Genomic DNA, 11,479 nt, shown 5'->3' with positions numbered 1-11,479 from the left:
CTTCCCGTGTCTGCCGTGCCCCGGTTCGCCATTGCGTCCAGCGTCGATACCCACGCCCATGTCTTCGAGCGTGGCCTGCCCATGCCGGATGCGCGCCGCTATGCGCCCGATGAGGACGCGCCCCTGGGCACCTATCTGCACCACCTGGACACGCACGGCCTGGCCCATGGCGTGCTGGTGCAGCCCAGCTTTCTGGGCACGGACAACAGCTACCTGCTCCAGGCGCTGCGCGCCCAGCCGCAGCGCCTGCGCGGCGTGGCCGTGGTGGATGAGAGCACGGGCGATGAACAACTGCAGGCCCTGGCCGATGCCGGCGTGGTGGGCATGCGCCTGAACCTGATCGGCCTGCCTTTGCCCGATCTGAATGCGCCCGGCTGGCGCCGCGTGCTGGAGCAGGCCAACACCCTGGGCTGGCATGTGGAGCTGCACCTGCAGGCCGGGCGCTTGCAGGACCTGCTGCCCGCCTTGCTGGCGGCCGGCTGCCGCGTGGTGGTTGACCACTTCGGGCGTCCTGACCCGGCCCTGGGCGTGCGCGACCCGGGCTTTGGCTATCTGCTGCAGCAGGCCGACAGCGGCCGTGTGTGGGTCAAGCTGTCCGCGCCCTACCGCACCTGGCGGGCCGCCGACTGCGCCGCCTCGGGCCGGCAGGCCACCGCGCAATTGCTGCAGGCCTTCACGGCCGGGCGGTTGCTCTGGGGCAGCGACTGGCCGCACACGCAGCACGCCGGCCAGGCCAGCTATCCGGCGGCCGTGCGCTGGCTGCAGGACTGGCTGGACGATGCCGGCCCCCTGCAGGCCGTGCTGGGCCGCACCGCCTTCGAGCTGTTCCGATTCCAAAACGACATGCCAAACCAAGGAGACACACCATGAATTCCCCGTCCAGACGCACCGCCAGCCTGTGGGCGGCCGCAGGCCTGCTTTCGGCCGTTGCCGGCATGGCCGCGCCGGCCGCAGCGGCTACAGCGGCTGCAGCGGCCAACTACCCCGAGCGCCCCGTCACCCTGGTCGTGACCTATCCGCCGGGCGGCACCGTCGATGTGGTGGCGCGCCTGATCGGCCCCAGGCTGTCTGCCGAGCTGGGCCAGCCCGTGGTGATCGAGAACCGGGGCGGGGCAGGCGGCATGATCGGCGGTGCCCAGGTGGCCAAGGCCCAGCCCGACGGTTACACGCTGATGCTCGATGCCTCCAACCACGCGCAAAACCCCGCCATCCACGCGCGCATGCAGTTCGACACGCTCAAGGCCTTCGCGCCGGTCTCGCTGCTGCTGCGCGTGCCCAATGTGCTGGTGGTAGCGCCGTCGTCCCCCATCAAGAGCGTGCAGGACCTGATCCAGGCCGGCCGCTCCGAAGGGGGCGGGCATCTGTACTTTGCGTCCGCAGGCCCGGGCTCGGCCCAGCACCTGGCGGGCGAGCTGTTCAACCTGCTGGCCAGGACGCAGCTGCACCATGTGGCCTACAAGGGCGGCGGCCCGGCCATGATGGATGTGATGTCGGGCCAGGTGCCGCTGATGTTTGCCAGCATGGGCTCGGCCTGGCAGCACGTGAAGACCGGCAAGCTGCGCGCGGTGGCCGTGGGCGGGCTGGAGCGCTCCAAGGCCGCGCCCGAGCTGCCGACCATCGCCGAGTCGGGCGTGCCCGGCTACGAGACCTATGAATGGAACGCCATCTTTGCGCCGGCCGGCACGCCGCAGGCCATCGTGAACCGGCTGTCCACGGTGCTGGCCAAGGTGCTGCGCGAACCCGCCATCGTGGAGCGGCTCGCTGGCATAGGCGCCGAGCCCATAGGCTCCACGCCGGCCGAACTGGAGACCTTCCGCCGCGCCGAGATCGCCAAGTGGCAGAAGGTGGTGAAGGATTCCCGGCTCAAGCTGGACTGAGCGCGTGCAGGCCAGAAAGCGGACCATTGCGGTCTGTTGTGCACCGCAGGCAGCCCTGGCGCGTTGAACAGGAACGGGCGCTGGCTTGAACGGGTTCTTACACCTTTTCAGGCGCAGCGGCCCACGCGGCCCCGCGCGCTTGGTAGAAACGGGGCCTTTCCTGTTTCACCCACTTCAAAAGAACATGGCCCTGCTCACCTTGCGAACCACCTTGCGCGCCGCGGCCGCCTTTGCGCTGGCCTGCTCGGCCCTTGCGGCCCAGGCGCAGACCTATATCAGCGGCTCGGTCTCGGGCCAGCTGGCACCGGGCGTCTACGGCACCGTGGACATCGGCAACGCGCCGCCGCCAGCGCTGCTGTACCAGCGCCCCGTGATCATTGCGCCGGCCCCCATGGCCCCGCCGCCTGTCTACATGTGGGTGCCCCCGGGCCACGCCAAGCACTGGGGCAAGCACTGTGCCCGCTACGGCGCCTGTGGCCGCCCGGTGTACTTCCTGCGCAACCCGCCGCCGCACTGGCATGCCGGGCCGCCGCGTCCCGATCCGCGCTGGCGCGAGGAGCGCCGCCACCGCGAATGGGAACACCGCCGCGATGACCGCCGCTGGGACCGTGACGACCGCCACGATCGCCATGGCGGGCGTGGTGATGACCACCGTGGCCCCGGGCATGGCCATGATCGCGGCCGGGGTCATGGCCGCGATTGAGCGGCACCGCACAAAAATAAGTTGTATCAAGCAGTTGCGGCGCACGGGCGCCGCAACCCGCAGCGCAAGCCTGGCACTGAGCTATGCCGGTTTGCTATAGCTGCTAGCGGGCTTGCTCAGTGGTGCCTGGCCCGCGCCATGCTCACAATAGCTGTCATACCCATACTGATAGAGACAGCCATGCAAACGGCCATTCCCTGCCTGCTGATGCGGGGCGGTACTTCCAAGGGCCCCTTCTTCCGGGCCACCGATCTTCCCTCCGACCTGCCCACGCGCGACCGCGTGCTGCTTGCGGCCATGGGCTCGCCCGACAAGCGGCAGATCGACGGCGTGGGTGGCGCGCATCCGCTGACCAGCAAGGTCGGCATCGTCAGCCTCTCCGACAAGGAAGGCATCGACCTCGAATTCCTCTTCGCCCAGCTGCAGCCCGACAAGGACACGGTGGACACCACGCCCAACTGCGGCAACATGCTGGCCGGCGTAGTTCCCTTTGCGCTGGAGACCGGCATGGTCTCATCGCGCGGCGAGACCAGCACCTTCCGCGTGCTGACGCTGAACACCGGCATGGCGGCCGACATCACCGTGCAGACGCCCGGCGGCCAGGTGGAGTACGAAGGCTCGGCCCGCATCGACGGCGCGCCGGGCAGCTCGGCACCCATCGAAATCAGCTTTCTGGACACGGCCGGCTCGGTCTGCTCGGGCCTGCTGCCCACGGGCAAGCCCCGGGACACGGTCACGGTGACGGGCGAGGGTTTCGAAGACTTCACGCTTGACGTCACCTGCATAGACAACGGCATGCCGCTGGTGATCTTCAAGGCCGCCGACGTGGGCGCCACCGGCCTGGAGACCGTGGCCGAGCTCAACGCCGACACCGATCTCAAGCGCCGCATCGAGGCGCTGCGCCTGCAGATCTCCCGGACCATGGGCCTGGGCGATGTCTCGGCCAAGAACTACCCCAAGATGACGCTGATCGCGCCGCCCCAGCATGGCGGCGCGCTGACCACGCGCAGCTTCATCCCCCACGTCTGCCATGACGCCATCGGCGTGCTGGCAGCCGTCACCGTCGGCACGGCCGTGAAGATGCCGGGCACCGTGTGCGACGGCGTGGCGCAGCTCACGCAGGGCGCGGGCCCGCTCACGGTGTCGGTGGAGCATCCCACGGGCGAATTCAGCGTGACGCTGGACAGCGACCCGGCCCATCCCGAGGTGGTGACCAAGGCCGCCTTGCTGCGCACGGCGCGCCTGCTGATGCGCGGCGAGGTGATGGTGCCGCGCTCGGTCTGGGACGGCCGCAGGCAGGACTGAAGAAACAGCGCAGGGGCTTGCCGGCCCCTGCGGTACAAGGGGCGGGCCGCGCGCGCAGATGCGGTATCCGCCAGGCTGAGAGACAGTGGAAGAGACAAGTCATGACATCCGTCCAGAAGGACGCCGCAGCAACCGGCGTCAATGTGCAGACCCTGCTCAACGAGCACCCGTTCTCGGGATTCCAGTGGGTGATTTTTGCGCTGTGTTTCCTGATCGTCCTGCTCGATGGCTTTGACACGGCGGCCATCGGCTACATCGCGCCCTCGCTGATCGGCGAGTGGGGCGTGAGCAAGCCTGCGCTGGCGCCCGTGCTCAGCGCGGCGCTGTTCGGCCTGGCCGCAGGCGCCCTGTTCTCTGGTCCGCTGGCCGACCGGCTGGGCCGCAAGACCGTGCTGGTGGGTTCGGTGGCGGTGTTTGCCGTGTCCTGCCTGGCCTCGGGCTTTTCGCCCGACATCTGGACGCTGGCCGTGCTGCGCTTCGTCACCGGCCTGGGCCTGGGCGCCGCCATGCCCAATGCCGTCACGCTGATGAGTGAGTACTGCCCTGATTCGCGCCGCGCCACGCTGACCAACGCCATGTTCTGCGGCTTTCCGCTGGGCGCGGCCTTCGGCGGTTTCCTGGCGGCCTGGATGATCCCCCATTTCGGCTGGCGCAGCGTGCTCATCCTGGGCGGTGCCGCGCCGCTGCTGCTGCTGGTGGCCCTGGTCGTGCTGCTGCCCGAGTCGGTGCGCCACATGGTGGCCAACAACTACCCGGCCGAACGCATCCGCAAGGTGCTGGCGCGCATTGCCGGTGATGCCGTGCAGGGCGTGCAGCGCTTCGTGATGACCGAGTCCAAGCCCCAGCCCGAATCCCAGGCCAGCAGCGGCATGGGCGTGGTGCTGTCGCGCGAGTACCGGGTGGGCTCGATCATGCTGTGGATCGCCTACTTCATGGGACTGGTCATCTTCTATGCGCTGATGAACTGGATGCCCGTGCTGTTCAAGGAAGCGGGCCTGGACCCCAAGACCGGCACCCTGGTGGCCGCGCTGTTCCCGCTGGGCGGCGTGGGCGCCGTGCTGTTCGGCTGGCTCATGGACCGCTTCAATGCCAACCGCATCATCGCCATCGGCTATGCGCTGACGGCGGCCTCCATCTGGTGGATAGGCCAGACGGCCGGCCACCTGGGCTGGCTGGTGGTGGCCGTCTTCCTGGCCGGCACCATCATGAACACCGCGCAATCGTCCATGCCGGCGCTGGCCGCTGCCTACTACCCCACGCGGGGCCGTGCCACGGGCGTGGCCTGGATGCTGGGCATTGGCCGCTTCGGCGGCATTGCGGGCTCCTTCCTGGTGGCCGAGCTGTCGGCGCGCCAGCTGGGTTTCAGCGAGATCTTTGCCGTGGTGGCCATTCCTGGCGTGATCGCCATGGCCGCCCTCATCATCAAGCAGTACAGCAGTCCCGAGCCGCAAGGCGGCGCGGCGCCTGCCACTCCCCTCCACTGACACATTCCCACCCCATAAAGACGCAGGAGACCATCCGATGATCATCGACGTACACGGCCACTACACCACCGCGCCCGCGGCCCTGGGCGCCTGGCGCGACCTGCAGATCGCAGGCCTCAAGGACCCGTCCAAGGCCCCCAGGGCCAGCGACCTGAAGATCAGCGACGACGAGATCCGCGAGACCATCGAGACCAACCAGCTCAAGCTGATGAAGCAGCGCGGCTCCGATCTCACCATCTTCAGCCCGCGCGCCAGCTTCATGGCCCACCACATCGGCGACTTCCAGACATCGAGCACCTGGGCCGCCATCTGCAACGAGCTGTGCTTCCGCGTCAGCGAGCTGTTCCCCGAGCATTTCATCCCGGCCGCCATGCTGCCGCAGTCGCCGGGCGTGGACCCTGCCACCTGCATTCCCGAACTGGTCAAGTGCGTGGAGCAGTACGGCAACGTGGGCATCAACCTGAACCCCGATCCTTCAGGCGGCCACTGGACCTCGCCCCCGCTGTCGGACCGCTCCTGGTATCCCATCTACGAAAAGATGGTGGAGTACGACATCCCCGCGATGGTCCATGTCTCCACCAGCTGCAACGCGTGCTTCCACACCACGGGCGCCCACTACCTGAATGCCGACACCACGGCCTTCATGCAGTGCCTGACCAGCGACCTGTTCAAGGACTTCCCCACGCTCAAGTTCCTGATCCCCCATGGCGGCGGCGCCGTGCCCTACCACTGGGGCCGTTTCCGCGGCCTGGCGCAGGAGCTCAAGAAGCCGCTGCTGGACGAGCACCTGCTCAACAACATCTTCTTCGACACCTGCGTCTACCACCAGCCCGGCATCGACCTGTTGACCAAGGTGATCCCCGTCAAGAACATCCTGTTCGCCAGTGAGATGATCGGTGCCGTGCGCGGCATCGACCCGACCACGGGCCACTACTACGACGACACCAAGCGCTACATCGAGGCCACGGCCAACCTCACCGAAGAGGAGCGCTACCAGGTCTACGAAGGCAATGCGCGCCGCGTGTTCCCGCGCATGGACGCCGCCCTCAAGCAAAAGGGCCTGTAAGCAGGCCGCCACCACAGATCCAAGGAGAACACCATGTACGAACTCGGTGTGGTTTACCGCAACATCCAGCGCGCCGACCGCGCGGCCGCCGATGGCCTGGCCGCCCTGGGCTCGGCCACCGTCCACGAGGCCATGGGCCGCGTGGGCCTGCTCAAGCCCTATATGCGTCCCATCTATGCGGGCCAGCAGGTCTCGGGAACGGCCGTCACCGTGCTGCTGCAGCCCGGCGACAACTGGATGATGCATGTGGCCGCAGAGCAGATCCAGCCCGGCGACATCGTGGTCGCGGCCGTGACCTCGGAATGCACGGACGGCTACTTCGGCGACCTGCTGGCCACGAGCTTTCAGGCGCGCGGCGCACGGGCGCTGATCATCGACGCCGGCGTGCGCGACGTGAAGACGCTGCAGGAGATGAACTTCCCCGTGTGGAGCCGCGCCATCTCCTCCAAGGGCACGATCAAGGCCACGCTGGGCTCGGTCAACATCCCGGTGGTCTGCGCAGGCATGTGGGTCACGCCCGGCGACGTGATCGTGGCCGATGATGACGGCGTGGTCTGCGTGCCCGCCGCCAAGGCCGCCGCCACGCTGGAAGCCGCGCAAAAGCGCGAAAGCTTCGAGGGCGAGAAGCGCGCCAAGCTGGCTTCCGGCGTGCTGGGCCTGGACATGTACAAGATGCGCGAGCCCCTGGAAAAGGCCGGCTTGCGCTATATCGATTGAGGAGGAGAAGCGCATGAGCAATTTCGAGAAGACCCCCGGCTGGCTGGACTGGTACGCCGGCCCCTCCAAGCCGAAGTTCCAGGTGCCCGCAGGCGCTGTCGATGCCCACTGCCACGTCTTCGGCCCCGGCGATGAATTCCCCTTCGCGCCCGAGCGCAAGTACACACCCTGCGACGCCAGCAAGCAGCAGCTGTTCGCGCTGCGCGACCACCTGGGCTTTGCGCGCAACGTCATCGTGCAGGCCACCTGCCACGGCGCCGACAACCGCGCCATGGTCGATGCCTGCAAGGCCGCCAACGGCAAGGCGCGCGGCGTGGCCACGGTGCGCCGCAGCGTGACCGACGAGGAGCTGCAGGAGCTGCACGCCGCCGGCGTGCGCGGCGTGCGCTTCAACTTCGTCAAGCGCCTGGTGGACTTCACGCCCAAGGACGAGCTGATGGAGATCGCGGGCCGCATCGCCAAGCTGGGCTGGCATGTGGTCATCTACTTCGAGGCCGTGGACCTGCCCGAGCTGTGGGACTTCTTCACCAGCCTGCCCACCACCGTGGTCGTGGACCACATGGGCCGCCCCGATGTGAACAAGCCCGTGGACGGCCCCGAGTTCGAGCTGTTCCTCAAGTTCATGCGCGAGCACCAGAACGTCTGGAGCAAGGTCAGCTGCCCCGAGCGCCTGTCCGTCACCGGCCCCAAGGCGCTGGACGGCGAGCAAAATGCCTACCGTGACGTGGTGCCCTTCGCCCGCCGCGTGGTCGAGGAATTCCCCGACCGCGTGCTGTGGGGAACCGACTGGCCCCACCCCAACCTCAAGGACCACATGCCCGATGACGGCCTGCTGGTCGATTTCATCCCGCACATCGCCCCCACGGCCGAACTGCAGCGCAAGCTGCTGGTGGACAACCCCATGCGCCTTTACTGGCCCGAAGAGGCCTGAAGGCGACCATGTCCGGCCTGGGTGCCGGACATATTCAAGGAGATATCCATGGCATTGGACAAACCCTATCTGGACGTGCCCGGCACCATCATTTTTGATGCCGAGCAGTCCCGCAAAGGCTACTGGCTCAACCAGTTCTGCATGTCGCTGATGAAGGCCGAGAACCGCGAGCGCTTCAAGGCCGACGAGCGTGCCTACCTGGACGAATGGGCCATGAGCGAGGAACAGAAGCAGGCCGTGCTGGCCCGCGACCTCAACTGGTGCATGCGCACGGGCGGCAACATCTACTTCCTGGCCAAGATCGGCGCCACGGACGGCAAGAGCTTCCAGCAGATGGCAGGCTCCATGACCGGCATGTCCGAAGAGGAATACCGCAACATGATGGTGGGCGGAGGCCGTTCGGCCGAAGGCAACCGCCGCGTGGGCGAGGAGGGCGATGCCCAGGCCCACCGCCAGCCGCAAGGCCTGGCCGGCGCAGCGAACAAGAACAAGGAAGGCAACTGACATGGCGCGCATCACCGCATCCGTCTACACCTCGCATGTGCCCGCCATCGGCGCGGCCATGGACCTGGGCAAGGCAGACGAGCCCTATTGGCAGCCTTTGTTCAAGGGCTTCGAGCACTCGCGCCAATGGCTCAAGGACAACAAGCCCGACGTGATCTTCCTGGTCTACAACGACCACGCGACCGCGTTCAGCCTGGACTTCATCCCGACGTTTGCCATCGGCACGGCGGCTGAATACCAGCCCGCCGACGAAGGCTGGGGCCCGCGCCCCGTGCCCAAGGTCGTCGGCCATCCGGAGCTGGCCAGCCACATCGCGCAGTCGGTGATCCAGCAGGACTTCGACCTCACCATCGTCAACAAGATGGACGTGGACCACGGCCTGACCGTACCGCTGTCGCTGATGTGCGGCGAGCAGGACGCGCGTACAGGCGCCTGGCCCTGCCCGGTGATTCCGTTTGCCGTCAACGTGGTGCAGTACCCCGTGCCGTCGGGCCAGCGCTGCTTCAATCTGGGCCGTGCCATCCGCCGCGCCGTGGAAAGCTTCGACGAAGACCTGAACGTGCAGATCTGGGGCACGGGCGGCATGAGCCACCAGCTGCAGGGCGCGCGTGCCGGCCTGATCAACAAGGAGTGGGACAACCGCTTCCTGGACCTGCTGATCGAGAACCCTGCCGGTTTGGCCAAGATGCCGCATATCGACTACGTGCGCGAGGCCGGCTCCGAAGGCATCGAGCTCGTGATGTGGCTGATCGCGCGCGGTGCCATGGCCGATGTGGATGGCCCCGCGCCGCTGCCCAAGGTCAACCACCGCTTCTACCATGTGCCTGCGTCCAATACGGCCGTGGGACATCTCATCCTGGAGAACGGCTGAGGCCCCCACGTTCCTCACTGCGTGTATTCACTGCCCCCCGAGGGGGCCTTCGCCTCCTTGAGGCGGCTCTACGGAGACTCATATGAGCAACAAGACCATCAAAGTCGCCCTGGCGGGCGCCGGTGCCTTCGGCATCAAGCACCTGGACGGCATCAAGAACATCGACGGCGTTGAAGTCGTCTCCCTGGTGGGCCGCGAGCTGGCCAAGACCCAGGAAGTGGCCGACAAGTACGGCATCAAGCATGTGACCACCGAACTGGCCGACAGCCTGGCCCTGCCCGAGGTGGACGCCGTGATCCTGTGCACGCCCACGCAGATGCATGCAGCCCAGGCCATCGAATGCCTGAAGGCCGGCAAGCATGTGCAGGTGGAGATCCCGCTGGCCGACAGCCTCAAGGACGCGCAGGCCGTGGCCGATCTGCAAAAGCAGACCGGCCTGGTGGCCATGTGCGGCCACACGCGCCGCTTCAACCCCAGCCACCAGTGGGTGCACAAGAAGATCGCGGCCGGCGAGTTCAACATCCAGCAGATGGATGTGCAGACCTACTTCTTCCGCCGCACCAACATGAATGCGCTGGGCCAGGCCCGCAGCTGGACCGATCACCTGCTGTGGCACCACGCCGCCCACACCGTGGACCTGTTCGCCTACCAGGCCGGCAGCCCCATCGTGAAGGCCAATGCCGTGCAAGGCCCCATCCACCCGGAACTGGGCATTGCCATGGACATGAGCATCCAGCTCAAGGCCGCCAATGGCGCCATCTGCACGCTGAGCCTGTCGTTCAACAACGACGGCCCGCTGGGCACCTTCTTTCGCTACATCGGCGACACCGGTACCTACATCGCGCGCTATGACGATCTGGTCAACGGCAAGGAGGAGAAGATCGACGTTTCCAAGGTCGATGTGTCCATGAACGGCATCGAGCTGCAGGACCGCGAGTTCTTCGCCGCCATCCGCGAAGGCCGCGAGCCCAATTCCAGCGTGGCCCAGGTGCTGCCCTGCTATCAGGTCCTGCACGACCTCGAGCAGCAACTGCAGGCCTGACCCGCCCGGCGAGCCGTCGCAGCGCACCATGTTTCCATCCGGAGTACCGCAATGACCGATTCCTCCTCCAGCAGCCGGGAAGACGTGCCCGAGGCGTCCAATCGCCTCGGGATCGACGGCATAGAGTTCATCGAGTACACGACCAGCCAGCCCCAGGCCCTGGGCCAGGTGCTGGAGGGGCTGGGTTTTCGCCCCGTGGCGCGGCACCGCTCGCGCGAGGTGACGCTGTACCGGCAGGGGGGCATGAACCTGGTGGTCAATGCGGGGGCTGCCGATGCGCTGGCCAATGCCGCCTCGGACGGGCAGCCCGTCATCTCGGCCGTGGCGCTGCGCGTGCAGGATGCCCTGCAGGCGCATACGCGCTGCATCGAACTGGGAGCCTGGGCGGCGCCCAGCCAGGCCCAGGCGATGGAGCTGCACATCCCGGCCATCCACGGCCCGGGTGGCAGCCGCTTCTACTTTGTCGATCGATGGCAGGAGTTCTCCATCTATGACATCGATTTCAAGCCCATCGCCGGGGCCGATCCCCATCCACCGGCGCTGGCCGGCCTGGGCTATTTCGGCGTGGTCCAGTACATAGGGCGCGGCCGCAGTGCCGACTGGATCACCTACTTCGAACGCATGTTCGACTTCCACCTGCTGCCCGACGCGCAGCGCTTCGGCATCCTGCCCAAGGGCAAGCTCATGCGCAGCCCCTGCAAGCGCTTCCTGTGGCAGCTCATCGAGCCCGATCCGGGCCTGGAGTGGGACGACATGCCCGAGCGCCTGCAGCGCATCGGGCTGGGCACCACCGACGTGCCTGGCGCCGTGCAGGCGCTGCGCCAACGCGGCGTGGAGTTCGTGGAATCGAGCCGCCTGCACCCCGATGACCGCGGCGCGCTCACGCGCAACGCCATGGGCACCGTGGTGTTCGAGCTGGTGCACCGCGACGCCTAGCGCAAAGCCTGGCGCGCCGCCGTCCGATTCAACTGCCGATACA

12 protein-coding genes are annotated in these 11,479 nt (G+C 67.3%); all 12 read left to right on the top strand.

Annotated elements, in window-relative coordinates:
- Positions 1-6 precede the first annotated feature (6 nt).
- The gene (locus tag DA1_RS10885; protein ID WP_034395647.1) at positions 7-870 is read left to right on the top strand and encodes an amidohydrolase family protein; all 864 of its coding nucleotides are present in this window, start codon (positions 7-9) and stop codon (positions 868-870) included.
- Positions 867-1,877: a tripartite tricarboxylate transporter substrate binding protein gene (locus DA1_RS10880; RefSeq protein WP_034395650.1), complete on the top strand. Its 1,011-nt coding sequence runs from the start codon at positions 867-869 to the stop codon at positions 1,875-1,877. The genes DA1_RS10885 and DA1_RS10880 overlap by 4 nt, the downstream gene beginning before the upstream one ends.
- A gap of 184 nt (positions 1,878-2,061) precedes the next feature.
- Positions 2,062-2,580 (top strand): hypothetical protein, encoded by a 519-nt coding sequence (locus DA1_RS10875; protein WP_034395652.1) that lies wholly within the window; start codon positions 2,062-2,064, stop codon positions 2,578-2,580.
- A 180-nt stretch (positions 2,581-2,760) separates the two neighbouring features.
- Complete coding sequence (locus DA1_RS10870) at positions 2,761-3,885, top strand: 4-oxalomesaconate tautomerase (protein ID WP_034395655.1); 1,125 nt, start codon at positions 2,761-2,763, stop codon at positions 3,883-3,885.
- A 101-nt stretch (positions 3,886-3,986) separates the two neighbouring features.
- Positions 3,987-5,369: an MFS transporter gene (locus DA1_RS10865; RefSeq protein ID WP_034395659.1), complete on the top strand. Its 1,383-nt coding sequence runs from the start codon at positions 3,987-3,989 to the stop codon at positions 5,367-5,369.
- Between the two features lie 37 nt (positions 5,370-5,406).
- Complete coding sequence (locus DA1_RS10860) at positions 5,407-6,435, top strand: amidohydrolase family protein (protein ID WP_034395662.1); 1,029 nt, start codon at positions 5,407-5,409, stop codon at positions 6,433-6,435.
- A gap of 33 nt (positions 6,436-6,468) precedes the next feature.
- Positions 6,469-7,152: a 4-carboxy-4-hydroxy-2-oxoadipate aldolase/oxaloacetate decarboxylase gene (ligK, locus tag DA1_RS10855; protein WP_013801814.1), complete on the top strand. Its 684-nt coding sequence runs from the start codon at positions 6,469-6,471 to the stop codon at positions 7,150-7,152.
- Between the two features lie 13 nt (positions 7,153-7,165).
- Entirely contained in the window at positions 7,166-8,083 is a 918-nt protein-coding gene (locus DA1_RS10850; protein WP_034395666.1) for an amidohydrolase family protein, read from the top strand.
- A gap of 48 nt (positions 8,084-8,131) precedes the next feature.
- The gene (gene ligA / locus DA1_RS10845) at positions 8,132-8,587 is read left to right on the top strand and encodes a protocatechuate 4,5-dioxygenase subunit alpha (RefSeq protein WP_034395671.1); all 456 of its coding nucleotides are present in this window, start codon (positions 8,132-8,134) and stop codon (positions 8,585-8,587) included.
- A gap of 1 nt (position 8,588) precedes the next feature.
- Positions 8,589-9,458 carry a class III extradiol dioxygenase subunit beta gene (locus DA1_RS10840; RefSeq protein ID WP_012206247.1) on the top strand — a complete coding sequence of 290 codons (870 nt, stop codon included), beginning with the start codon at positions 8,589-8,591 and terminating at the stop codon, positions 9,456-9,458.
- Positions 9,459-9,540: 82 nt separating this feature from the next.
- Positions 9,541-10,500 carry a Gfo/Idh/MocA family oxidoreductase gene (locus tag DA1_RS10835; protein WP_012206246.1) on the top strand — a complete coding sequence of 320 codons (960 nt, stop codon included), beginning with the start codon at positions 9,541-9,543 and terminating at the stop codon, positions 10,498-10,500.
- A 51-nt stretch (positions 10,501-10,551) separates the two neighbouring features.
- Positions 10,552-11,436 carry a 4-hydroxyphenylpyruvate dioxygenase gene (locus DA1_RS10830; RefSeq protein WP_034395675.1) on the top strand — a complete coding sequence of 295 codons (885 nt, stop codon included), beginning with the start codon at positions 10,552-10,554 and terminating at the stop codon, positions 11,434-11,436.
- Positions 11,437-11,479: the final 43 nt, after the last annotated feature.

It is taken from the genome of Delftia acidovorans NBRC 14950 (assembly GCF_001598795.1).
Classification (GTDB): Bacteria; Pseudomonadota; Gammaproteobacteria; order Burkholderiales; family Burkholderiaceae_C; genus Comamonas; species Comamonas acidovorans.
Note: the sequence above shows the minus strand (reverse complement) of the source record. Positions and strands in the feature narration are given on the sequence as shown.

Excerpts from the sequence above, each read along its gene's own strand:
- ligK (WP_013801814.1), top strand. The coding sequence starts at position 6,469 with ATGTACGAACTCGGTGTGGTTTACCGCAACATCCAGCGCGCCGACCGC.
- DA1_RS10880 (WP_034395650.1), top strand. The coding sequence starts at position 867 with ATGAATTCCCCGTCCAGACGCACCGCCAGCCTGTGGGCGGCCGCAGGC.
- DA1_RS10865 (WP_034395659.1), top strand. The coding sequence starts at position 3,987 with ATGACATCCGTCCAGAAGGACGCCGCAGCAACCGGCGTCAATGTGCAG.
- DA1_RS10860 (WP_034395662.1), top strand. The coding sequence starts at position 5,407 with ATGATCATCGACGTACACGGCCACTACACCACCGCGCCCGCGGCCCTG.
- DA1_RS10875 (WP_034395652.1), top strand. The coding sequence starts at position 2,062 with ATGGCCCTGCTCACCTTGCGAACCACCTTGCGCGCCGCGGCCGCCTTT.
- DA1_RS10830 (WP_034395675.1), top strand. The coding sequence starts at position 10,552 with ATGACCGATTCCTCCTCCAGCAGCCGGGAAGACGTGCCCGAGGCGTCC.
- DA1_RS10840 (WP_012206247.1), top strand. The coding sequence starts at position 8,589 with ATGGCGCGCATCACCGCATCCGTCTACACCTCGCATGTGCCCGCCATC.
- DA1_RS10870 (WP_034395655.1), top strand. The coding sequence starts at position 2,761 with ATGCAAACGGCCATTCCCTGCCTGCTGATGCGGGGCGGTACTTCCAAG.
- DA1_RS10850 (WP_034395666.1), top strand. The coding sequence starts at position 7,166 with ATGAGCAATTTCGAGAAGACCCCCGGCTGGCTGGACTGGTACGCCGGC.
- DA1_RS10835 (WP_012206246.1), top strand. The coding sequence starts at position 9,541 with ATGAGCAACAAGACCATCAAAGTCGCCCTGGCGGGCGCCGGTGCCTTC.
- ligA (WP_034395671.1), top strand. The coding sequence starts at position 8,132 with ATGGCATTGGACAAACCCTATCTGGACGTGCCCGGCACCATCATTTTT.